The organism is Luteibacter sp. P4_E6, assembly GCF_056401535.1.
Window position 1 is genome coordinate 1 of record NZ_JBFUJE010000022.1, and the last position, 22,905, is coordinate 22,905.

At 65.7% G+C, this 22,905-nt stretch carries 24 protein-coding genes; 5 read left to right on the forward strand and 19 right to left on the reverse strand.

The genetic code is table 11. The features are described from left to right. The 5 genes from AC1DT2_RS03100 to AC1DT2_RS03120 form a co-directional block, all read right to left on the reverse strand. On the reverse strand, positions 1 to 1,945 hold a 1,945-nt coding region (locus tag AC1DT2_RS03100), incomplete at its 3' end, for a molybdopterin cofactor-binding domain-containing protein (protein WP_477294210.1). After that, positions 1,942 to 2,934: an FAD binding domain-containing protein gene (locus AC1DT2_RS03105; RefSeq protein WP_477294212.1), complete on the reverse strand. Its 993-nt coding sequence runs from the start codon at positions 2,932 to 2,934 to the stop codon at positions 1,942 to 1,944. The genes AC1DT2_RS03105 and AC1DT2_RS03100, both read right to left, overlap by 4 nt. After that, the gene (locus tag AC1DT2_RS03110) at positions 2,931 to 3,542 is read right to left on the reverse strand and encodes a 2Fe-2S iron-sulfur cluster-binding protein (RefSeq protein ID WP_477294214.1); all 612 of its coding nucleotides are present in this window, start codon (positions 3,540 to 3,542) and stop codon (positions 2,931 to 2,933) included. Before AC1DT2_RS03110 ends, AC1DT2_RS03105 begins: the two co-directional genes overlap by 4 nt. A 114-nt stretch (positions 3,543 to 3,656) precedes the next feature. After that, positions 3,657 to 4,253 carry a nucleotidyltransferase family protein gene (locus tag AC1DT2_RS03115; protein ID WP_477294216.1) on the reverse strand — a complete coding sequence of 199 codons (597 nt, stop codon included), beginning with the start codon at positions 4,251 to 4,253 and terminating at the stop codon, positions 3,657 to 3,659. Next, the gene (locus AC1DT2_RS03120; RefSeq protein WP_477294218.1) at positions 4,250 to 5,227 is read right to left on the reverse strand and encodes an XdhC family protein; all 978 of its coding nucleotides are present in this window, start codon (positions 5,225 to 5,227) and stop codon (positions 4,250 to 4,252) included. Before AC1DT2_RS03120 ends, AC1DT2_RS03115 begins: the two co-directional genes overlap by 4 nt. A gap of 86 nt (positions 5,228 to 5,313) precedes the next feature. Between AC1DT2_RS03120 and moaA the strand changes: the two genes are divergently transcribed. Genes moaA through AC1DT2_RS03145 form a run of 5 tightly spaced genes read left to right on the forward strand, consistent with a single transcriptional unit; the run spans position 5,314 to position 9,150 of the window. Beyond that, positions 5,314 to 6,288 (forward strand): GTP 3',8-cyclase MoaA, encoded by a 975-nt coding sequence (gene moaA, locus AC1DT2_RS03125; protein WP_477294220.1) that lies wholly within the window; start codon positions 5,314 to 5,316, stop codon positions 6,286 to 6,288. Then, positions 6,285 to 6,536 carry a MoaD/ThiS family protein gene (locus AC1DT2_RS03130; RefSeq protein ID WP_477294222.1) on the forward strand — a complete coding sequence of 84 codons (252 nt, stop codon included), beginning with the start codon at positions 6,285 to 6,287 and terminating at the stop codon, positions 6,534 to 6,536. The genes moaA and AC1DT2_RS03130 overlap by 4 nt, the downstream gene beginning before the upstream one ends. 2 nt (positions 6,537 to 6,538) lie before the next feature. Then, positions 6,539 to 7,024 (forward strand): molybdenum cofactor biosynthesis protein MoaE, encoded by a 486-nt coding sequence (locus AC1DT2_RS03135; RefSeq protein ID WP_213948684.1) that lies wholly within the window; start codon positions 6,539 to 6,541, stop codon positions 7,022 to 7,024. Continuing rightward, positions 7,021 to 7,959: a bifunctional molybdenum cofactor biosynthesis protein MoaC/MoaB gene (moaCB, locus tag AC1DT2_RS03140; protein ID WP_477294225.1), complete on the forward strand. Its 939-nt coding sequence runs from the start codon at positions 7,021 to 7,023 to the stop codon at positions 7,957 to 7,959. Before AC1DT2_RS03135 ends, moaCB begins: the two co-directional genes overlap by 4 nt. Beyond that, complete coding sequence (locus tag AC1DT2_RS03145; RefSeq protein WP_477294227.1) at positions 7,960 to 9,150, forward strand: molybdopterin molybdotransferase MoeA; 1,191 nt, start codon at positions 7,960 to 7,962, stop codon at positions 9,148 to 9,150. A 4-nt stretch (positions 9,151 to 9,154) separates the two neighbouring features. Here AC1DT2_RS03145 and AC1DT2_RS03150 read toward each other — a convergent pair whose 3' ends face one another. The 14 genes from AC1DT2_RS03150 to AC1DT2_RS03215 form a co-directional block, all read right to left on the reverse strand. After that, positions 9,155 to 9,520, reverse strand: a complete 366-nt coding sequence (locus AC1DT2_RS03150; RefSeq protein ID WP_213948686.1) for a hypothetical protein — start codon at positions 9,518 to 9,520, stop codon at positions 9,155 to 9,157. Between the two features lie 106 nt (positions 9,521 to 9,626). After that, positions 9,627 to 10,274: a ribonuclease HII gene (gene rnhB / locus AC1DT2_RS03155; RefSeq protein ID WP_477294229.1), complete on the reverse strand. Its 648-nt coding sequence runs from the start codon at positions 10,272 to 10,274 to the stop codon at positions 9,627 to 9,629. A 9-nt stretch (positions 10,275 to 10,283) separates the two neighbouring features. Continuing rightward, positions 10,284 to 11,510: a lipid-A-disaccharide synthase gene (gene lpxB / locus AC1DT2_RS03160; RefSeq protein ID WP_477294231.1), complete on the reverse strand. Its 1,227-nt coding sequence runs from the start codon at positions 11,508 to 11,510 to the stop codon at positions 10,284 to 10,286. Positions 11,511 to 11,514: 4 nt separating this feature from the next. After that, entirely contained in the window at positions 11,515 to 12,288 is a 774-nt protein-coding gene (gene lpxA, locus AC1DT2_RS03165) for an acyl-ACP--UDP-N-acetylglucosamine O-acyltransferase (protein ID WP_477294233.1), read from the reverse strand. Then, a complete protein-coding gene (fabZ, locus tag AC1DT2_RS03170; protein WP_477294235.1) occupies positions 12,285 to 12,758 on the reverse strand; it encodes a 3-hydroxyacyl-ACP dehydratase FabZ in 474 nt (157 codons plus the stop codon). Before fabZ ends, lpxA begins: the two co-directional genes overlap by 4 nt. Continuing rightward, positions 12,755 to 13,783 carry a UDP-3-O-(3-hydroxymyristoyl)glucosamine N-acyltransferase gene (gene lpxD, locus AC1DT2_RS03175; protein WP_477294237.1) on the reverse strand — a complete coding sequence of 343 codons (1,029 nt, stop codon included), beginning with the start codon at positions 13,781 to 13,783 and terminating at the stop codon, positions 12,755 to 12,757. Before lpxD ends, fabZ begins: the two co-directional genes overlap by 4 nt. Before the next feature lie 70 nt (positions 13,784 to 13,853). Further along, positions 13,854 to 16,280 carry an outer membrane protein assembly factor BamA gene (gene bamA / locus AC1DT2_RS03180; RefSeq protein WP_477294239.1) on the reverse strand — a complete coding sequence of 809 codons (2,427 nt, stop codon included), beginning with the start codon at positions 16,278 to 16,280 and terminating at the stop codon, positions 13,854 to 13,856. Between the two features lie 138 nt (positions 16,281 to 16,418). Then, on the reverse strand, positions 16,419 to 17,762 hold the full coding sequence (rseP, locus tag AC1DT2_RS03185) for an RIP metalloprotease RseP (RefSeq protein ID WP_477294241.1): 1,344 nt from the start codon (positions 17,760 to 17,762) through the stop codon (positions 16,419 to 16,421). A gap of 44 nt (positions 17,763 to 17,806) precedes the next feature. Further along, positions 17,807 to 18,985, reverse strand: coding sequence for a 1-deoxy-D-xylulose-5-phosphate reductoisomerase (locus tag AC1DT2_RS03190; protein WP_477294248.1), 1,179 nt, complete (start codon positions 18,983 to 18,985; stop codon positions 17,807 to 17,809). Between the two features lie 8 nt (positions 18,986 to 18,993). Further along, positions 18,994 to 19,812: a phosphatidate cytidylyltransferase gene (locus AC1DT2_RS03195; RefSeq protein WP_477294243.1), complete on the reverse strand. Its 819-nt coding sequence runs from the start codon at positions 19,810 to 19,812 to the stop codon at positions 18,994 to 18,996. Positions 19,813 to 19,824: 12 nt separating this feature from the next. Continuing rightward, positions 19,825 to 20,562, reverse strand: a complete 738-nt coding sequence (gene uppS / locus AC1DT2_RS03200; RefSeq protein WP_213948693.1) for a polyprenyl diphosphate synthase — start codon at positions 20,560 to 20,562, stop codon at positions 19,825 to 19,827. A gap of 21 nt (positions 20,563 to 20,583) precedes the next feature. After that, a complete protein-coding gene (frr, locus tag AC1DT2_RS03205; RefSeq protein WP_063574122.1) occupies positions 20,584 to 21,141 on the reverse strand; it encodes a ribosome recycling factor in 558 nt (185 codons plus the stop codon). 100 nt (positions 21,142 to 21,241) lie between these two features. Then, on the reverse strand, positions 21,242 to 21,964 hold the full coding sequence (pyrH, locus tag AC1DT2_RS03210; protein WP_063574121.1) for a UMP kinase: 723 nt from the start codon (positions 21,962 to 21,964) through the stop codon (positions 21,242 to 21,244). A 600-nt stretch (positions 21,965 to 22,564) separates the two neighbouring features. Continuing rightward, a partial coding sequence (locus AC1DT2_RS03215; RefSeq protein ID WP_477294246.1) for a DbpA RNA binding domain-containing protein occupies positions 22,565 to 22,905 on the reverse strand: 341 nt, incomplete at its 5' end.

Sequence of the window (22,905 nt, forward strand, 5' to 3'; positions counted from 1 at the left end):
CCATCTCTTCGGAGAGCGCCGAGCCCACGCCGAAGATCATGCCGCCCAGTGCCTGGGAGCGCGCCGTCTTCGGATTCAGGATGCGCCCTGCAGCGAACACGCCGAGCATCCGACGCAGACGGATCTCGCCGGTATCCCTGTCGACACCGACCTCGGCAAAAAAGGCGCCGTAGGTGTTCTGGTTATAGTTGGTGTTGTTGCTGCCCGGCTCGACACCGCCATCCGCAACCACGTCGTGGCTAGCTGCAAGCGCTGTATAGCTGACGCGTTTCTCGCCGTCGGTCACGTGACCATCCTCGAAACGCGCCCTGTCCGGGTCGATGCCCGCGGAATGGCACAGCTTCGTGCGCAACTGCATGCAGGCGTCGTAAAGACCCGATCCGGCGCTGGCGGCGCCGAACGACCCGCCGGAACCCGGGGTTTCAGGGAAGTCCGAATCACCAAGGAGGATTGTCACCCGCTCCATCGGCAAACCGAGCAGGTCGGCAGCAATCTGCGTGAAGATCGTGTACGAGCCCGTGCCGATATCGGTCATGGCCATGCGTGCGGTGAGCTGACCGGTCGCATCGAGGCACACGTTTGCCTTCGACGCCTGCAACATGTTGCCGCGGACCGCGGAGGACATGCCGATACCGACGAGCCAGCGTCCATCGCGCACCTGGGCGGGACGGTCGACGCGCTTGTCCCAGCCGAAGCGTTGCGCGCCTTCACGCATGCATTCGACCACCTTGCGTGAAGAGAACGGCACGCCCAGTTCCGGGTCCACGGTGGGCTCATTGCGAATGCGCAGTTCGACAGGGTCGATGTTGAGCCGGACAGCGAGTTCGTCCATCGCACCCTCCAGTGCCAGCAAGCCGACGGCCTCGCCCGGTGCACGCATGGAGATGGCAGGCGGCAGGTCCAGATCCACCTGGCGGTGCGTGTTGAGGCGATGGTCGCCTGCATAGCGCGAGCGGGTTCCCAGCACGGTCGGTTCGAATTCGTCGTTGCCCGGTTCGTTACCCGACCAGGCCTCATGCGCCTCGGCGAGGATACGTCCGTCGGCGTCGGTGCCCAGACGCACACGCTGGATGGTGTTTGTGCGATGGCCGACGACGTGGAACAACTGCTGACGGGTCAGAACGAGCTTGACTGTCTGGCCGGTGGCCTTCGCGGCGAGCGCCGCCAGCACGGCATCCGGTTGCACGTCGAGCTTGCTGCCGAAACCACCCCCGATGTACGCAGAAAGAAGACGGACTTTCTCAGGCGCGAGCCCGAACGTGGCGGCAAGTGCCTTGCGACCCGGGCTGGGCATCTGGTTGGACGTCTGAACAGTGAGCTTGTCGCCTTCCCAGTGGGCGATCGTCGCGTGCGGCTCCATGGCGGCGTGGAACTGAAAGGGCGTCGTGTAGACGACATCCAGCTGGTGCGGCGCGGCGGCGTAGGCGGCGTCGAAGTCGCCCTTTTTCGTGTCGGCCTTCGCGAACGAAAGATCTTTCGGCTTGCGCGCCGTTTCTCTGTGGGTGGCGAGGTCGAAGCGACCTGCCTGCGCATCGTATTCCGGGCGAACCAGCGATGCGGCATGGCGAGCCTGTTCGTACGAGCGGGCGATCACCAGGGCGACCGGCTGCCCGAAGTGCTTTACCGAGGTTCCGGTGAGTTGCGGAATCGCATCGTCGGACGTCGTGTCCTGATGAGGAACGTTCTTTGCCGTTACAACCTCGATAACGCCAGGGGCGTGCTTTGCCGCCGTCGTGTCGATGCCCAGGATGCGTCCCCGCGCGATCGTTGCAAGCACGGGAAAGGCATAGGCCACCGCGCCCACACCACCGTGTTCAGCGGCATAGGCCACTTTGCCCCGAACCTTCAGCGGCCCATCGACACGGTCGATGGCTTTGCCGGTGAACCCGTTGGGAAGGGTGTCGAGCGGCGTGACGCCGACCGTCGTGTCCATGCGGATCGTCATGCGGCGGTCCTCCCACATGCTTCGACCAGCACCGCACCTAGCGTGCGACGCGCAAGAGCCGGTTTGAARTCGTTATGCCCGTGCCCCTGCGCACCCGCCAGCGCGGTGTCTGCCACGGCGCGCAGCGAGGCTTCGTGTATCGGCGCCCCTTCCAGGGCATTCTCCAGCGCCTGATCGCGCCACGGCATCGCGGCTACACCACCGAAGGCGACGCGGGCGGAGACGATGCGGTCGCCGTCCAGCGCGACGATGGCGGCGACGGAGATCAGCGCGAAGGCATAAGACGCTCGATCGCGAACCTTTCGATACACCTGCTGGCCTTCGGGTGGCACAGGCAAGGTAACGTGGGTAATCAGTTCGCCCGGACGCAACGCCGTTTCGATCTGCGGAGTGTCGCCCGGCAACCGGTAAAAATCCGCGATGGGAATGGCGCGCTCCTCCCCCGAGGGCAGGAGGGTGTGGATGACCGCATCGAGAACGCGCATAGCCACGGCCATGTCGGAAGGATGCGTGGCGATGCAGGACTCGCTCGCGCCGACGATGGCGTGGATCCGGTTGAATCCACCTATCGCCGCGCAACCGCTGCCCGGATGGCGCTTATTGCACGGCATCGACGTGTCGTAGAAGTAGTAGCAGCGCGTACGCTGCAACAGGTTGCCGCCGGTCGTGGCCTTGTTGCGAAGCTGCCCCGACGCGCCCGCGAGCAGGGCGCGCGAAAGCACGGGATACCGCTCGCGAACGCGTTTGTCCGCGGCGAGATCGCTATTGCGCACGAGCGCACCGATGCGCAGACCGCCCTCGGCCGTCTCCTCGACGGTGTCGAGACCGAGCCGGTTGATGTCCACCAGATGCTCGGGCGTTTCGATGTCCAGCTTCATCAGGTCGAGGAGGTTGGTGCCACCGGCGATGAACCGGGTACGTCGCTGCGTTACAGCGGCTCGTGCGGCGTCGCCGGGCGAGGTGGCACGTTCGTACGTGAACTGTTTCATGCGGTGCCCTCTGCGGCATCGGCGATCGCGGCGACGATGTTCGGATAGGCACTGCAGCGGCAAAGATTGCCGCTCATGCGTTCGCGGATCTCATCGTCGGTCAGGGCCGTCGTCGCGGCGAGGTCTGTCGTCACGACGCTGGGCCATCCGGCGCGCACCTCGTCGAGCATGCCGGTCGCGGAACAAAGCTGTCCCGGCGTGCAATAGCCGCACTGAAAACCGTCGTGTTTGACGAACGCGGCCTGCAGGGGGCTGAGTACGTCACCCCGCGCGAGTCCTTCGACCGTGGTGATCGCGTCGCCCTCGTGCATGACGGCAAGTGTCAGGCAGGCATTGATCCGGCGGCCCTCGACCAGCACAGTGCAAGCACCGCACTGGCCATGGTCGCAGCCCTTCTTCGAGCCGGTCAGGCCGAGGTGTTCGCGCAGCGCGTCGAGCAAGGTGACGCGAGGGTCCATATCGAGGTCATGATCGGCACCATTGATGCGCAGCCTGGTCTTGACCGTGTCGATGCCAGGAATGCGTTCGGCAGGTCGGGCCATAACGCCGCCGGACATCGTTTCGTGTCGGGCCGCGCTCGCGGATGTTGGCTGGGCTTTCGGCTGCATGCCGTTCTCCGTGGGTGGGCGACGAAGGTCGTCGCTGCCTGGGTTCCCTACGGTTGTAAGCATCGCGGCGTGAATACGGCGGCGCGGTATGCCCTTGCGGGCTTGCCAAAGCGTTTACATTCGGCCCCGTTGTGGGTCCAGTTGTCCGTCCGCGACGGCGCGTGCGACATCGGCTTCCGTATCGAGATCGCTGGCGAAAGCGTCGTCACGGACCGCTTGAGGCGTGGCGTGCTGCCATAAGGCGCGAAAGCCCGTGTCGCCTTCGAGTGCCATGGCACGCGCCAGTGTGACGGCGCGGATCACGGCGGGTACGCCCAAGGCCTCGCCGTAGGCGGTGACCGTGTCGCTCGATCCATCGTGCATGGCGAGCAGCCGCCACAGGTGCGCTTCGTCCAGCGCCAGTTGGTCGACCACCACGACGAGGACCGGGTTCGTGCGCCCCGTCAGCGCATCGGCGGCGACGCGCAGCGAGGAGGCCATACCCGTGTCCCAGTCGGGATTGAAAACGGCCAGGGCGCCGGCCAGTTGGCCACACATACGCTCGGCGTGTGCGCCCAGGATGGCCACTGTCTTGCCGGGGCGGGTTGCCGCGACCAGTCGCGCCGTTCGGGCGATCAGCGTTTCGCCAGCGACAGTCAGCAGCTGCTTGGGCTGGCCCAGGCGCCGGCTGCCGCCTGCGGCCAGGATCACTGCATCATGCTTACCGATCACGGCAGGCGCGCACGGTCGCGCTGGCACACCTGGGCGAGGATGGAAAAGGCAATGCCGTGCGGCGTCTGTGCGCCGATGGGTAGCCCGGCGGGCAGGTGCAGCTTTTGCAGTTCGTCGTCGTCCACCCCCTCATCCTTGAGGCGCTCGACCCGCGCTCCGATCTTATTGCGACTGCCGAGAATGCCCACGGCGAACGCGGGCGAATGCAGCGCATGGGTGGCCACGGCGTGGTCGATTTCGGCATCGTGGCTCAGCGAGTAGACCGCCGTGCGATCGTCCAGCGCGAGTTCACCCAGGGCGACGGAAAGGCTGCGCGAATCGTATCCGGCAAGCGGAATGCCTGGCGGCGGCTCGACCGGGCCATGCGGTCGCAACAGGACGACCTCGACGCCGAGCACCGGGGCAAGGTGCGCGACCGCCAGGGTCACCGGGTCGCCACCGATAGCGACCAGGCGCAACGGCGGCCGTTGGACACGCGCATAGCTTTGCGCGTCGGGGTCGCAGGCGCCGTCGACGATGTCCCATGCGCCGGTCTCACGATCCGACAGGACGGTGACCGTCCGCCGTTCCCGGCGCGCGACGGCAAGGGTATTCACATACCGCGAGGGCTCGTGCAGTTCACGAACGAAGATGCCGATCCGGCCGCCGCAGCTGAGCTGGATGTCCAGTACCGGGCTGCCGACGCCGTAATCGAGCAGACGCGGCCGGCCTTCGGCAAACACCCTCGCGGCCTCTTCGGCCACCGCCGCCTCGACGCAGCCGCCGGATACATAACCCGCGACCCGACCGTCCGCGGCGATGATCATTTCGCTGTTTAGCGGCCGGGGCGACGGGCCCACGATGTTCACCAGCGTCGCCAGCGCCACCCGGCCTGCGTGCGCGTAGTCCCGGGCGGCGGGAAGCAGGTCCTCGACCAGCGCGTATTCCGGCCAGGCTGGCCAGGCTGGCGCAATCGAAGGGTTCAAGGCGTTCATGCCCGAAGTCTGGCACGATTGCACGTGAAGAGCCCGGCGGGGCCGGATACACCCCGCTTACGCGCATTGTGCTTTCCTGAGGCGACATGTCCCCACTCATCGACCGTCACGGACGTACCAAGCGCAAGCTGCGGATATCGCTCACCGATCGCTGCAATTTCCGCTGTACGTACTGCATGCCCGAGCATCCCGACTGGCTGCCGAAAGCCAGCCTGCTGGCGCGCGAGGAAGTCGTCCGCCTGGCGGGCCTGTTCGTGGATCACGGCATCGACCAGATCCGCCTGACCGGCGGCGAACCGCTGTTACGTCGTGACGTTTTGGAATGCGTGCGCGATATCGACGCCCTGCGCGAGCGCGGCCTCCGTCGCCTGTCGATGACCACCAACGCGTCTCGCATGGCGCCGAAGGCCCGGGAACTGGTCATGGCGGGCGTGGACGATTTCAACGTCAGCCTCGACGCGGTCGATCCGGAAACGTTCCGCCGCCTCACCCTGCGCGAAATCGCCCCGGTGCTCGATGGTATCGATGCACTGGTCGCCGCGGGAGCCAACGTCAAGCTCAATGCCGTCGTCATCCGTGGCGACAACGAGAAGGACATCGTGCCGCTGCTGGAATGGGCCATGGACAGGAAGCTTCCTCTTCGTTACATCGAATACATGCCGCTCGACGCGCCCGGTCACTGGAAGCGCGACGCCGTGGTTTCCGAGGCCGAGATGCTGGCTGCGATCCGCGAGCGCCACGAAGTGGCCACGCAGCCGCGCGGACACGATCCCGCTACGCCTTATCTCGTCGACGGACATTACCCGCTCGGCATCATCTCGACCGTGTCGAATCCGTTCTGCTCCACCTGCGACCGACTCCGGATCACGGCGACGGGCGAACTGTTCACCTGCCTGTTCTCGCCGGTCGGTACGCCGCTCGGCGCGCGCATGCGCGAGGGCATCGCCGACGATGTGCTCGCCGAGCAGGTGCGTCGGGCGGTCTGGCTCAAGGACGCGGGATACGCGTCCCGGCCGGGTCCGGTGGACAGGCCTTTGACCATGCATGCGATGGGTGGATGAAAACCCTTACTTTCGAACTTTTTGCCAATCTCGAACGCCTGGCGGGTGCGAGCACGTGCCAGGTGGAAGCGCGCGACGACGTACTTACCGTGGCCGACGCACTGGCCCTGCTGGCAAGCGAACACCCCGAGCTGGCGTCCGCACTCGATCGTTGCGCCTGCGTCTCGGGAGACAGCATCGTGCGTCGCGCGGACCCCGTGCCGGCCGATGGACGCATTGCGCTACTGCCACCCGTGGCGGGAGGTTGAACATGGAACGTACGGTGCTTTCCCACGATGCGGTGACCGTGGAGCCCCTGCTTGAACTGGACGCCCACCCGGAGTGTGGCGGCCTGGCGCTGTTCGTCGGCACGGTGCGCGATCACCACGAAGGGCGTTCGGTGCGGCATCTGAAATACACCGCCCATGAACCGCTCGCGGCGAAGATCATTCGCGAGGTGGAGGCGGCGACGCGCGAGAAGTATGGCGTGCCCTACGTGCGCGTCGTGCATCGCCTCGGCGATCTGTCGATCGGCGATATCGCGATCGTCTGCGTGGTTCGCGCCCCACACCGGGCGGAAGCTTTCGACGCCTGCCGCTATGCCGTCGATGCCGTGAAGCACGGCGCGCCAATCTGGAAAGAAGAATTCTATACCGACGGCAGCAGCGCCTTCGTCGAAGGATGTTGCATTCGCGACGACCTCGACGAGACGCCGCCGCCGTCGCATCGCCACCATTCGCATACGAGCCACGGATGAAAGACGTCAGCCAGAAGCCGGATTCCCTTCGTGTTGCCCGCGCCACCGCCACCCTGCACGCGCCTGCCCACTGCATCGAGCTGCTACGCAGCGGAGATACCGAGAAAGGCGATCCACTGAAGACGGCGCGCGTCGCTGGCATCCTCGCGGCCAAGCGAACGGATGAACTCATTCCGCTGTGCCACCCCTTGCCGATCCACCGCGCCGAGGTTACCTATGAACTGGCCGACACATCGGTGCGGGTCATGGCCGAGGTGCAGACGATCGGACCCACGGGTGTCGAGATGGAAGCGTTGACGGCGGCCAGCCTTGCCGCGCTCACGCTCTACGACATGCTCAAGCCGTACTGCGAGCCGGACGAACTGCACATCGAAGACTGTCGCCTGGAGCGAAAGACCGGCGGCAAGTCACACTTCAAGCGGACGTTGTCGGTGGCGCGCAGCGCTGCGGTGGTGGTCCTGTCCGACACCGTGGCCAGTGGGGCCAAGGCCGACACCGCGGGAGCCTGGGTGCGTGACGCCCTCGTCGCGGCCAACTTCGGCCCTGTGGAGTACGCCGTGATCCCCGACGACGCGGCCATACTGGGTGACCTTCTCGGTTCCCTCATCGCTGCCGGTACGGCCATGATCATCACCGTGGGCGGGACGGGCCTCGGGCCACACGACATCACCGTCGATACCGTCAAGCCGATGCTCGATGTCGAGATCCCCGGCATCATGGAAACCGCGCGCGCCTTCGGTCAGCAGCGCATGCCGTTCGCCATGCTGTCGCGTGGCGTCGCCGGCTACGTCCGCGACAGCCTGATCCTTACCTTTCCGGGTAGTCGCGGTGGCGCCAGTGAGTCGCTCTCGGCCACGTTGCCCGGGCTCATCCATCTGCTGGAAACCGGCCGTGCCGGTGGGCAGCATCCGGGCGGTTACGGCGAGGCGCACTGAATGGCCTTGCTGCCGATCACGGAAACGTTCGAACTCTATCGGCAGTGGGTAGGCCGCTTGCCGACGCATCGCCTGCCTTTGGAACTCGCCCTCGGTGCCGTGCTGGCCGAAGCGGCCACGGCGCGCATCGCGTTGCCACGTTTCACCCAGAGCGCGGTCGATGGCTACGCCCTCCTTGCCAGCGATGGGCAGATGCAACGGACGCTGATCGGGACGGCCGCAGCCGGCGATCCTGCCAACGTCATCGTCGGATCGGGGCAGGCCGTTCGGATCCTCACCGGCGGCGTGGTCCCCGACGGGGCGGATGCCGTGGCGCGCCAGGAAATCGTCGAACGCACGGGCAACGGCATCGTGCTTACCGAGGCGGTGCGAAAGGGTGAAGCCATCCGTTACGAAGGCGAGGAGCTCGCGGCCGGCAGCATCATCGCGAACGCCGGGCAGCGAGTGACGGCCGGTCTCGTCGCGGCTTTCGCCATGGCGGGTATTGAAAGTGTCGAGGTTTACCGCCGCCCCCGGGTCGCGGTTCTCGTTACTGGCGATGAAGTCGTGCGCGCGGGTGAGCCCCTGGCGCCCGGCATGGTCTACGACGCCAACGGGCCGCTGCTTCGCGCGTGGTTCGTCGAAAACGGCTATGGCGAGCCGGTGGTGGCCTATGTACGCGACGACGAGATGGCGCTCGAAGAAGCCCTGAGCGCGGCGCTCGACAGTGCCGACCTCATTGTGACCAGCGGTGGCGTCTCCGTCGGCGATCGCGACTTCGTGCCGGCGGTTGCCGATCATCTCGGCGTGCGCAAGGTGTTCTGGAAGGTGGCGCAGAAGCCCGGAAAACCGCTGTGGTTCGGCATGCGCGAGGGCAAGGTGCTACTTGGCATGCCCGGCAACCCGGCCGCCGTGCTGGTGTGTCTGGCCGTCCATGCGCGTGCCGTGCTTGGTCACCTTGAAGGTGAGACGGCGGATCAGCCCAAATGGCGCCGAGGTGTCCTCGGTGCGCCCGTCGACGCGGATGCGGAGCGCGACCGACTGGTACGGATGCGGCTACGGAACGAGGACGGCGTGGTCATGCTGCAGGCGCTGCCCCACCAGGACTCGCACATGCTGAGCAACCTTGCCTCGGCGCATGCGCTGGTCTGGCTACCCTCTCGCGCGGAGGCTTTCGCCCCCGGCGAGCGGGTCTCGTGGATCCCGATCTGACTTCTTACCAGGCCTTCACGTCGGTCACGACCACGGTGTAGTCCGACATATCCGCCGAGTACCGGAAGAGGCGGCCGAGGTCGAAATCGACGCTCTTGCCCGGCTCGATGTTGGAGGTACCGGCCGGCCAACCCTGCTTGCTGGCGATGACCTTGCCGGTCGAATCCTTGGCGTCGATGCGGATCTGCGCTGCGGCGGCCTCGGGGCACTTGTTGACGAGGTTGCCCTTCATGCTGAAGCGCGGCTGGCCCGAGCCCTGCTGCACCTTCACGGCGAAGCCGTCGATGGTGAAATCCTTGGCGGCGCAGGCGGCCTGGGCGGACAGCGGAGCGGCGAGAAACAGCGCGGCGGCGATGGCGATCTTCTTCATGGGTGTTACCTGTCGTCGATAGGGAAAGGCTCGCACTTGGTGAGGGCGCGTAACCTTCGTATCGGCAGGTTCAATGTCGACTTTAGGCCGGATTTGTCCCGGGGGCTCAGACGGCCGGGGCGAACAGGTCGCCGATGACGTCGCTCTCGGGCTCGAACCATCGCCTGACTGGCGCAAAGCTCCGCCGGTGGGCGGCGCAGGGGCCGAGCCGGCCCAGGGCATCCAGATGCTCTGGAACGCCGTAGCCCTTGTGCCTGGCGAAGCCGTAGCCCGGGTGCTCGGCATCGAGGGCACGCATGTGACGGTCGCGGCTGACCTTGGCGAGGATCGAGGCGGCACTGATCGCCGGCTCGGTGGCGTCGCCGCCAATGACGGCGCGGCCCTCGCAGGGCAGCGTGCGCGGCAGGCGGTTGCCGTCGATCAGGGCTATTTGGGGTGCCAGGGAAAGCCCCATCAACGAACGGGTCATGCCCACCATCGTCGCCTGGAAGATGTTTATCCGGTCGATTTCCTCGCGCTCGACAAAGATCACGGTCCAGGCCAGCGCGCGCTCGACGATACGGCCATAAAGCTTCTCGCGTACGTCCTCGGAAAGCTGTTTGGAGTCGTTGAGGCCGCGGATCGGCCGGACCGGGTCGAGGATGACGGCGGCGACCACCACGGGTCCGGCAAGTGGGCCGCGACCGGCCTCGTCCACGCCGGCGACGATAAGGTCCCGGCTGAGCTGGCTGCTGACATTGCGCTTGCGGGGCATGGACGCAGCCTAGGCCTGACGCCCGGCGGCCGGCAAGGCAGCGGAGGACATCAGTTCGGCGACGGCGTCAGCGGCGTGATCCGCCGCGCGGCCCTCGAGGCCCCCGCGCAGCTCCTGGTGCAGATATTCGAACGCGGCCACCACGGCACCGCGACGCTCGCTGTCACCCAGCAGAGCCAGGGTGGCATCGGCCAGATTTTCCGCCGTGCAATCGTCCTGCATGAATTCGGGGACGAGCAGGCGCCGGCCCAACCCGCAGGCACGGGCCAGGATGTTCGGCAGGCTGTAGACGTCGGTCTTGAGCATGCGCAGCGCCTTGGCGATGCGATAGCTGGTGGGCGAGACGCGGTAGCCGACCACCATCGGCCGCTTGGCCAGCATGGCTTCGAGGGTCGCCGTGCCCGAGGCGAGCAGGACGACATCGGCGGCGAGCATGACCTCGTGGGCGTGGCCATCGATCAGCAGGGGCGGTGTGCCCGGGAAGTCCGCCAGCAGGGCTTTCAGTCGCGCATGAACGCGCTCGTTCGCGGCAGGCACCACGATGCGCAGGCCCGGCATCGCCGTGGCAACGCGCTTGGCTGCCGCGATGAAGATGGCGCCGACACGTTCGATTTCGCTCGGCCGGCTACCGGGCAGGACGGCAAGGACCGGTGCATCCTGTGGCAGGCCGAGCGCATCACGAGGCGCGGCCCGGTCGGATACCATCGGGAAACGATCGGCGAGGGGGTGACCGACGAAGCGCGCGTCGATGCCGTGCTTCGCGTAGATCGGCGGCTCCATGGGGAACAGGCAGAGCACGCGATCGGCGGAGTGACCAATCTTCTCCGCGCGCTTCTCGCGCCACGCCCATACGGATGGACTGACATAGTGGATCGTGTGCAAGCCGGCAGCCTTGAGCTTGCGCTCAACGCCGAGGTTGAAGTCGGGTGCATCGATACCGACGGTGATGTCGGGGTGCGCTGCCAGAAGCTTGCGAAGAAGCGCCTTGCGCAGGCGCAGCAGGCGCGGGAGGTGCTTGACCACTTCGGCAAAGCCCATGACGGACAGTTCGCGGATGTCGAACCAGGACTCGAAGCCACGCGCCGTCATGCGCGGTCCGCCAATGCCCACGAAGCGCGCGGCGGGAAATCGCTCGCGCAGGGCATCGATGAGGTCCGCGCCGAGTTGGTCGCCGGAATCCTCGCCAGCGATCAGGGCGATCGTCGGCAGGGCAGGGGAAGGCGGGGTCGGCTGCATGACGTCAGCGGGCGAGCGCGCGCTCGCTGCGGTCGAGGAACTCGAGCATCTGGCGCACATCCTCGCTGGTCTCCGCCTGCGCGAGCAGCTGTTCGCGTGCCTCGGCCAGCGGCAGGCCGCCCATGTACAGCGTGCGGTAGGCCCGCTTGATGGCAGCGATGCGGGCGGTGTCGAATCCGCGGCGCTTCAGCCCTTCGCTGTTGATGCCGCGCGGACGACCGCGCGTTTCGTTCGCCATCATCACGAACGGTGGTACATCGGAGCCGACCAGGCAGCCCATGCCGATGAAAGCGTGAGCGCCGACCTTGCAGAACTGATGCACGCCGGAATAGCCCGACATGATCGTCCAGTCGCCGATCTCGGCATGACCGGCGAGTGCGGAGTAGTTCGAGAAAACCACGTTGTTGCCGACCTGGCAGTCGTGTGCGATGTGCACGTAGGCGAGCAGCCAGTTGTCGTTACCGATGCGCGTGACGCCACCGCCGTCGCCCGTACCGCGATTGATCGTGACGAACTCGCGGATGAGGTTGCGGTCGCCGATGACGACTTCGGTGCGTTCACCTTGCCATTTCTTGTCCTGCGGCGGACCACCGATGGAGGCGAATTGAGAGATGCGGTTGTCGCGGCCGATGGTGGTCGGCCCTTCGATCACCACGTGCGGACCGACAGTCGTGCCTTCGCCAATGACGACGTCGGCACCGATGACGCAGAACGCCCCGATGCTGACGTTGTCCGCGATGCGCGCGGATGGATCGATCTGCGCGGTGGGGTGGATCATTTATCGCTCCTGGCGGCGCACATGAGCTCGCAGGAGGCGACCGTCTTGCCATCCACCAGAGCCCTGGCCTCGAACAGGCCCATGCCACGAAGGAGACGCTTGAGCGATACCTCCAGGCGGAGCTGGTCGCCCGGCGCGACGACGGCCGAGAAGCGGGCGTTGTCGACCTTGACCAGATAGAACAGCGGGCTGCCGCCCTGGCCTTCGATCTGGCTGGTGAGCTGGGTAAGAAGGCCGGCGGTCTGCGCCATGGCTTCGAYGATCAGCACGCCCGGCATGACCGGGTGGCCCGGGAAGTGGCCCTGGAAGAAGGGTTCGTTGATCGTGACGTTCTTGATCGCTGCGATGCTCTTGCCCGGATCGAGTTCGATCACCCGGTCTACCAGCAGGAACGGGTAGCGGTGCGGCAGCAGCCGCTGGATTTGCTCCACATCCACCGGCAGCTTCACGGCAGCATTCGTATCGGTCATTGCCCTTTTTCCTTTTCCAGCGCCGACAGACGGCGCGCGTACTCGTCGAGATGTTTGAAGCGTGCCGCATTGCGCCGCCACTGGCGGTTGTCCTGCAGCGGTGTGCCGGATGAATATTCGCCCGGTTCCCTGATCGATGCGGTGACCAGGCTTTTCGCCGTGATGGTAACCCGGTCGGCCAGTTCGAGGTGGCCGAGGACCCCGGCGTTGCCACCGATGAGGCAGTAGCGACCGATTTTCGCGCTACCGGCGACGGCGGAGCAGCCCGCCATGGCCGTATGGGCGCCGATGTGCACGTTGTGCGCAATCTGGATCTGGTTGTCGAGGCGGACATCCTCCTCGAGCACGGTATCGTCGAGCGCACCGCGGTCGATGGTGGTGTTGGCGCCGATTTCGCAATCGTCGCCGATGCGCACGCCACCCAGCTGGGGCAGTTTTACCCAATGGTCGCGGTCGAAGGCCAGGCCGAAGCCGTCGGACCCGATGACGGCGCCCGGGTGAACCAGTACTCGCTTGCCGAGCGTGACACGGATGACCAGGGTCACCCGGCCGACCAGCCGCGAGTTTGCACCGACCACGCACCCCGGCCCGATGGCGCAATGAGGTCCAAGGATGGCGCCTTCCTCGATCACGGCACCTTCGTCCACGACGCAGCACGGGCCGACGCTGGCCGTGGGGTGCACGCGCGCGGACGGTGAAACGACGGCGCTGGGATGGATGCCACGCGGTGCGGCGGCGACACGCTCGAACAGTGCGGCGATTCTCGCGTAGGCGACGTAGGGATCCTTCGCGACGAGTGCCGCACCCTTGCGCAGGGCAAGAGCCTCCTCGGCGAGCACGACGATGCCGGCCTGTGATTCGGCCAGTTGCGAGGTGTACTTCGGATTCGACAGGAAAGTGAACTGAGATGCGGTGGCTGCGGACAAGGTGCCGACGCCATCCACGACCGTGGCGGGATCGCCGTGGGCTTCGAGGCCGAAACGTTCAGCCAGCTCGGCCAGGGTGTATTGCGGATTTCCGCTCACGGGGCACTCCATAAAAAAGGGGTGGTGGGCCGGAGCCGCACCACCCCTCGATTCTAGCGACTTGTAAGCCTTAGAGCTGGCTGCCGAAGGTGAACTGAATGCGCTCGACAAAGCGGCCGTCGTCGGACTGCTTACGGAACGGCACGGCGAAGTTGATGATCAGCGGACCGATCGGCGCCTGCCACTGCAGCGAGAGACCCGTCGAAGCGCGCAGGTCGCTGGCCTTGAATGCCGAGTACGACGAATACACGTTGCCGACGTCGACGAACCAGGATACGCGAGCGGTGTTGATGTCCTTCAGGAAGGGCAGCGGCAGGAACATTTGCGCCGTGCCGAGGGTCTTGAAGGCGCCACCGACCGGCTGGCCATAGCTGTAGTAGCCGTTGCAATTGCCGTTCTTGTCGGGCTTGCCGCCCACGTTCGTGCTGGTGCCATCGCAGAGACGGGGACCCAGGGTGTTGTCCTGGAAGCCACGGACGTCACGAACACCACCGGCGTAGTAGTTCTCCCAGAACGGGAAGGCTACCTTTTCGCCCTTGGAGTAGATCAGGGTCGGGTTGTTCGGGTCGTTCGGGTTGTAGGCGTAACCATCGTGGTCGTACGTCTGGCCATAGGTCTTGCCGTAGCCGACCTGACCGTCGAGATAGAGCACGAAGCCCTTGCCGATCGGCCAATAGTGGTTGGCTTCGCCGAAGATCTTGTAGTACTGCACGGTGGAACCGGGCAGTGCGCCATCGACCGACAGCGTCAGCTGGCCGCCGCGGGTCGGGGCCCAATAGCTGTTACGTGTGTCGTGCGTAAAGCCCAGGCTCGATGTCCACGAGTGGATCGTCTTGTTACCGACGGCATTCTGGTACGCCACCAGCTGGCCTGGCGTGTACACGGAGGTGTTGATCAGGTTCGAGCTGACGCCGAGGCTGGTGGTCAGCGAATCGAAGTCGGAGATCGGGATCGACAGCGTCGTCTGGAACGATTTGGTGCTGTACGTGTAGTTCGCCAGGTCGGTGTCGCCGTAATCCAGCTTGCTGTAGCCGACGTTGTAGCCGATCTGCACGCCTGAATCGGTGAGGTACGGATTCGTGTAGCTCGCATTGATGCGCTTGTAGTACGTGCTGGTTTCCGCGCCGATGGAGAAGCGGTCACCCGTACCCAGGAAGTTGTTCTGCGAGACCGAGGCCGACAGGATGATGCCCGAGTACTGCGAGTAGCCCACGCCGAACATCAGCGAACCCGCCGACTGTTCCTCGACCTTCGCGGTCAGGTCGACCTGGTCGACGGTACCCGGCACGAGCGCCTTGTCGATGTCGACGGTCTTGAAGTAACCGAGGCGCTGCAGGCGCGTCTTCGAGCGGTCGATCGCACCCTGCGAGTACCAGGCGCCCTCGAGCTGGCGCATTTCACGACGCAGGACCTCGTCTTCCGTGCGGGTATTGCCCTGGAAGACCACGCGGCGCACGTAAACGCGCTTGCCCGGCTCGATGAAGAGCGTGAGGTCGGCGGTGCGCTTGTCCTTGTCCAGCTTCGGCACCGGCGTCACCTTGGCGAAGGCGTAGCCGATGTTGGCGAGGATGGCCTTGATCGCGTCAGTGCTGGCCTCGATGGCGGCACGGTTGAAGGTGTCGCCCTTGTGGATGTACACCAGCTTGCGCAGGGTGTCTTCCGGCAGGATCAGCTCGCCGAGCAGATGGACGTCGGAGACGGTGTAGACCTCGCCTTCCTTGACGCTCGCGTCGATGTACATCGCGCGCTTGTCCGGGCTGATCGCCACCTGGGTGGAGTCGACACCGAAGTCGGCGTAGCCGCGATTCATGTAGTAGTTGCTGAGCTTCTCCAGATCGCCGGAGAGCTTTTCGCGGGAGTACTGGTCGTCCTTGGAATACCAGGACAGCCAGTTGGACGTGTTCGATTCGAAGCCATCGCGGATGGCCTTGTCGGTGAAGGCCTTGTTGCCGACGACGTTGATCTCCTTGATCTTCGCCGCCTTGCCTTCGCGGATTTCGATGTCGATGGCCACGCGATTACGGTCCAGCGGCGTGACGTGCGGGATGACCGACACGTTGTACTTGCCGCGGTTGTAATACTGGCGGATGAGTTCCTGCTGGACGCGGTCGAGGGAGAGGCGGTCGAAGGTTTCACCTTCGGACAGACCGATCTCCTTCAGACCCTTGCGCAGGTCGTCTTCCTTGATGTCCTTGTTGCCGCGAAGCGTGAGCTTGGCGATGGCCGGACGCTCGGTGACCTTGATCACCAGGATGTCGCCCTGGCGTTCAATTTCCACGTCGCTGAAGAATTTTGTCTGGTACAGGGCGCGAATGGCGGCCTGGGCTTTCTCGTCGGTCAAGGACTCGCCCTTCTCGATCGGCAGATAGCTCAGCACCGTGCCCTGGGCAATGCGGGTGAGACCGTCGATACGGATATCGGAGACGACGAACGGCTCAAAAGCAAGCGCATTGGCAGACAGGGAGGCGAGCAGGATCAGGGCGGCGATACGCTTCATCGTCGATTCCGTTGAGTTAAGACCAGAAGCCGGCGGACGAGGCCGGCGACCGAATAGGAGCACGCGCAGGGCTCATGCCCGGCGTCGTCTGGCCATGGACGCGCGAGCGCCCAGGGCCGGGGTAATACGGATGCCTCGTCACGAGACGATCATTCGCTGGATGTCGTTGAAAAACGCCAGCCCCATCAGCGTGAACAGCAGGGCGAGCCCGACGTACTGGCCGGCGATCATGGTGCGTTCGCTGACCGGGCTGCCTTTGACCAACTCGATAAGGTAATACAGCAGGTGTCCACCGTCCAAGACCGGGATGGGCAACAGGTTAAGGATGGCCAGGCTCAGCGATACCAGGCCGAGGAAGTTCAGGAACCACCCCAGGCCGCGGTTGGCCGAATCGTTGGCGACCTGGGCAATGCCGATGACGCCCGACAGGTTCTTGGTCGAAGCCTGCCCGGAGAGCATCTTGCCGATCAGGTTGAAGGTGGAAACGGTGCCGTTCCAGGTCGTCTGCAGCGATTCGCTGAAGGCGCGCACGGGACCATAGCGCAGCGTGGCCGTTTCCGGCGGGCGCGCGCCGATGCCGATCATCCAGCGGGTGGGCTGGCCGCGCTCGGACTTCATCCGGGCGGTGATGTCGAGGGTTCGCGTCGTGCCGTCGCGCTCGATGGCCACGGCGAGCTTCGGCGAGACGACGGCCTGCTCCGGCACCAGCTTCGTGAAGGCGTCGAAGTCCGCCACGGGCTTTCCGTTGACGCTGACGATGCGATCGCCGGCACGAATGCCTGCGAGGGCCGCGGGATCGCCTGGGACAACATCGCCGACGAAGGGCGTGGTCTGCAGGGTCAGGCCGAGCTGGGCGAATTTCTTGCCGATGTCGCCTTCGGCGGTGAGGTTCTGCAGGGGCAGGACGACGTCCCGCTGGCTACCGTCGGTGCCTTTCACCCGCACGGGCATCGGCTCGTTGCCGAGCAACCCGTTGGCGAGCACGTCGAAGGCGTCACTGCCGGTGGCCACAGGCTCGCCGTTCATGGCGATAAGGCGGTCGCCAGGCCGGATGCCGGCCTGCGCGGCGATCGTACCCGGCGTCGCGTTGACGATGGGCGCCACGTCCGGCTTGCCGATCATGTACATCGCCCAGAAGGCGGCGACGGTAAAAATAAGGTTGAAGGCCGGGCCGGCCGCAACGATGGCGATCCGCTTCCAGACCGACTTGCCGGTGAACTCCTGGCCGCGCTCGGAGGGATCGACCTCGCCTTCGCGGGCGTCGAGCATCTTCACGTAGCCGCCCAGTGGGATGGCGGCCACCTGGTACTCGGTGCCGTCCTTTGCCACGCGGCGCCACAGCGGGCGGCCAAAGCCGACCGAGAAGCGGAGTACGCGCACGCCGCAGCGGCGCGCGACCCAGTAATGGCCGAATTCGTGGAAGGTCACCAGCACGCCAAGCGTCACCAGTAGCCAGAACACGGAACCTAGGAAGGGGCTCATCGGAGAGGGAGGGTCTCGAAAAAAAGTCGTTGGGTAGAGCGAGTTTAGCAGTAAGCGCGGTGCAGAACGTCCCGCGCCGACCGCCTGGCGGCAGCGTCGCGCTCTACAAGGGTCTGGACATCGACCACGGGTTCGGCCGGCAGTTCCTCAAGAACCCGTTCGACGAGTTCGGCGATGCCCAGGAACGGCAGGGTCCCGGCAAGGAACGCACCCACGGCAATTTCGTTGGCCGCGTTCAGGATCGTGGTGGCATCGCCACCCGCCCGCAGCGCCTGGAAGGCCAGCGCGAGGCAGCGAAAGGTATCGGTGTCGGGCTTTTCGAAGTCCAGCCGGGCATGTGCGGCCAGATCCAGCGGGGCGACCCCGGCGTCGATGCGCTCCGGCCACGCCAACGCGCAGGAGATGGCCGTGCGCATATCCGGATTGCCAAGCTGGGCCAGCATGGATCCGTCGATGTAGTCGACCATCGAGTGGATCAGGCTCTGCGGATGGACCACGACCTCGATGCGGTCGACCGGCGCCGCGAACAGATGGTGTGCCTCGATGACTTCGAGTCCCTTGTTCATCAGCGTGGCCGAGTCGACCGAGATTTTCCGGCCCATCGACCACTTCGGATGGGCGCAGGCTTCGTCGGGGGTGATCGTGCCGAGATCGGCGCGCGTGCGGCCGCGGAACGGCCCACCGGAAGCGGTCAGCACCAGGCGCCGAACCCCGGCCCGGGCGAGATCGGGCCGGCCGCCGGGCAGGCACTGGAAGATCGCGTTGTGTTCGGAATCGACCGGAAAGAGCTCGCCACCGCCCTGCCGCAGGGCCTCGAGCAGCAAGGCGCCGCCCATGACGATGGATTCCTTGTTTGCCAGCAGGAGGCGCTTGCCGGTACGCGCGGCAGCGAAGGTCGAGTCGAGCCCGGCCGCACCGACGATAGCGGCTACCACGGTGTCGCACAGCGGGCCGGCGGCTGCGGCCGTGACGGCGTCGGCGCCCGAGGCGACGTCGCAACGCACGCCGGCGGCGGCAAGTCGACGGACGAGGTCGGCCTCCATGCCCGGGTCGGCAACGATCGCGAGGTCGGGGCGAAAGCGTTCGCACAGCGCCGCCAATGCCTCGCTGCTCTGGTTGGCCACGAGCACGCTGGCGCGGAAACGGTCGGGGTGGCGGGCGATGACATCGAGCGTGCTGCCGCCGATGGAACCGGTGGCGCCGAGGACCGCAACCTGACGAATAGCCATGGCTACAGGCCCAGCAACATTTTGCCCGCCGCGAAGACCGGCAGGGCGGCGAACACGCTGTCGAGGCGGTCGAGCAGGCCGCCGTGCCCCGGGAACAGGCTGCCGGAGTCCTTTACGGCTGCATGGCGCTTCATCAGGCTCTCGAACAGGTCGCCGACCACGGAAAAACCGACGGTCACCACGCCGAGTACGGCGAGCCCGACAAGCTGCGAGGTCTCGCGCACGCCGATCAGGTAGCCGCCCAGCACCGTGATGAACGAACCGGCGACGATGGCGCCGTAGACACCGGCCCAGGTCTTTCCCGGGCTGATGCGCGGCGCCAGTTTGCGCCGACCGAAATAGCGGCCGCTGAAATAGGCGCCGGTATCGGCGAACCAGACGATGACCAGCCCCAGGAGCGTCCACCAGTGGCCGTGATCGCTTGCGTGCATCGCCATGGCCGCGGCCAGGGTCGGTACGATGACCAGGACGCCCACGCCCAGCTTGAGCATGCGGTTTTCGGCGTTGGGAGCGGCGGCGAAAGTGAAATTACGCAACCAGAAGCAGCAGCCGATCCACCAGGCCACGCCGGCGAGGGTCAGTGCGGTGAGCAGCCCCGGCGTCCACACGAGAAGGAGGGCGAGCAGCATGACGGCGGCGACGGCCGCGACGATGCCCTGGCCGACCGCGGTGCGGCTTCCGGCGAGCTGGCTCCACTCCCAGGCGGCGCCCACGAAGACGATCGCGATGAGTGCCGCGAAGAAGCCGGTAGGCGGCAGGAGGATCAGCGCCAGGACGACCGGAATGAGGACGGCGGCAGTGAGGATACGTTGCTTGAGCATGAGTTTCCGGCGTTAACCCGTGGCGACCTGCTCACCGGTGCGGCCGTAGCGGCGCTCGCGGCGGGCATAGTCGTCGAGAGCCTCGGAGAGGCAGGCCTGGTCGACGTCGGGCCACAGGGTGTCGGTGAAATAGAGCTCGGCATAGGCAAGCTGCCAGAGCAGGAAGTTGCTGACCCGGTGCTCACCGCCCGTGCGGATGAACAGGTCGAGCGGCGGTTGATCGGCGAGACAGGTGTAACGATGGAGTCGCGCTTCGTCCAGTTCGGCCGCGGCGAATTCACCCCGGGCAATCGCTTCCATGGCGAGGCGCGCGGCGTTGGCGATGTCCCAGCGGCCGCCGTAATTCACGGCGACGTTCATGTTCAGGGCAGTGTTGCCGGACGTGCGGTCCATGGCACCCAGCATGCGCGCGCGCAGTTCGGGAGCGAACGCGTCGAGGTCGCCGACGAAGCGGATGCGGACACCGTTGGTGTGCAGCTCGTCGACTTCCTTGTCGATCGCCTTGAGAAACAGTTCCATAAGCGCCGAGACCTCGGTCGCCGGGCGATTCCAGTTCTCGCTGGAGAAGGCGAACAGCGTAAGCGACGCGATACCCCGGCGCAGGCAGAACTCGACCGCTTCCTTGACCGCCTTCTGGCCGGCGTGATGGCCGAACGTACGCGGACGTAGCCGTTGCTTCGCCCAGCGACCGTTTCCGTCCATGACGATGGCCAGGTGACGGGGAACCCGTGCGTCGGGCTTGGCTGCCATGGCGGCTGATCCGATGGCGCGTCAGAGCGCCATCAGCTCCTTTTCCTTTTCCTTGACGACGTCGTCCACTTCCTTCACGAACTTGTCCGTGAGGGTCTGGATGTCGGCGTCGGCGCGCTTCTGGTCGTCTTCCGTAACGGTCTTGTCCTTGAGCAGCTTGGCCACGTGCTGGACGGCATCGCGACGAACGTTGCGGATGGCGATCTTGGCAGCCTCGCCTTCCTTCGACACGGTCTTGGCCAGCTCCCTGCGGCGCTCCTCGGTCGGGGGCGGGAAGTTGAGACGGATGTCCATGCCCATGGTCGTCGGCGTGATGCCCAGATCGGAGGCCATGATGGCCTTCTCGATCGGTCCGACCATCGCCTTGTCGAACGGCTTGATGGACAGTGAGCGGGCATCCGGCGTGGACACGTTGGCCACCTGGGACAGCGGCGTCGGAGTGCCGTAATAGGGCACGACGATATTGTCGAGGATGGACGCATTCGCGCGACCGGTGCGAATCGTCTTCAGGTCGTGCTTGAGGGACTCGATGCTCTTGCCCATGCGGGTCTGGGCATCGGCTTTGATGTCGTTGATCATGGGCGGGATTCCGGTGGATCAGGTCAGCAGACGAGTATAGCAGCGCGGGCCGTACGGCCGTGCCGCAGCGCGCCAAGGGCCTCCGGGAGGCCCGTCAGCCTCAGCCCGCGTCGACGAGCGTACCGACCTGCTCACCCTTCATGATCTTCATGAGGTTGCCGGGCTGGGTCATGTCGTAGATACGCAGGGGCAGCTTGTTTTCGCGGCACAACGCAATCGCYGCGGTGTCCATCACTTCGAGGCGGCGCTCGATCACCTGGTTGTAGGTGAGGTGGTCGTAGCGGGTGGCGGTCGGGTCACGCTTCGGATCGGCCGAATAGATGCCGTCCACCTTGGTGGCCTTGAGCAACAGATCGGCGCCGACTTCCACGGCACGCAGGGCGGCGGCGGAGTCGGTGGTGAAGAAGGGGTTGCCGATGCCGGCGGCGAACAGCGCGACGCGGCCCTTTTCGAGGTGGCGGATGGCGCGACGACGGATGAAGTCTTCGCAGACTTCGTTGATCTTGATGGCGCTCATGGTGCGTGCTTCGCCACCGAGCTTTTCGATGGCGTCCTGCATGGCCAGAGCGTTCATGACGGTCGCCAGCATGCCCATGTGGTCGCCGGTGACGCGATCCATCCCGGCGGCGGCCAGACCCGCGCCACGGAAGATGTTGCCGCCTCCGATAACGACGCCGATCTGCGCGCCGGCGTCACGCACTTCGAGAATTTCCTTGGCCAGCCCACCGATCACCTTGGGATCGATGCCGTAGTCCTCTGCTCCCATAAGGGCTTCACCGGAGAGCTTGAGCAGGATGCGGCGGTTCTTCAGCGGGGTGCTCATGGGGAATCTCCAGTTTGTGTGGGGCAAAACGGGCTTAGTTTAACGCGCACAACGTTGTTACAGCTATGTGAATAAACAAATGTAGGAGCCGATTCATCGGCGAAAGGCCGGTCGCTACGCGCCCCATGTAACCAGCGGCGTTCGCCGCGGCGGGCGCGGACGTAGCGGCGCAGAGCCTTCGGTGCCCACCCTCGCTGCTCAGACACGTCCTCCGCGTTTCGTACCGGAAAGTCCGCTGCGCGGACCATGTTCTTATTGGCCTGCGGCCGCTCCACTTGTGCGGAACTCGCCTCGAGGGTGGGCACCGAAGACTCTTCCCATCCCTGAGGTTCGTGCGGTCGTGCCGACAAAGCATTGCCGCTTCGGCTGCTGGCTCGTCGCCATCGCCAAGGTCAACCGCGTCGCGCCGGTCGCGATCGTCCCCGCGAGACGCCCAGGTGTACGAAGCGACGGCGAAGCCGAGCCCGCGAAGCCGAAGGCGAGCCATGCGCGAGTTGCGAGTTGCGAAAGAATGCCCCGCCCRAAASCCGAGCGSCCGGGCCCCGGTAATCCGCGAAGAACCAAAAAAAAGGCACCCGAAGGTGCCTTTTTTGCGGTTACTCAGTAATCGCGCTTCTTGCGCGGCGGCTTGCCGCCACCGGGACCACCCGCGCCGCCCGGACCACCGGGGCGTGCACCCTGGGGACGGAAGCTGCGCTGCGGCGGACGCGAAGCGTTGCCGCCGTTACCACTCTGCGGGGCTTCGACGCCGTCCCACTCGGCGATCTTCAGCTGCTGCTGGGCGACCCACACCTTCTTCAGGTGGGTGAAGATCTCCGGCGGCATGCCCTCCGGCAGGTCGATCAGGCTGTAGTCGTCACGGATGCTCACGCGACCGATGAACTTCGCCTCGACGCCGCCCTCGTTGGCGATGGCGCCGACGATGTTGCCCGGCTTGACGC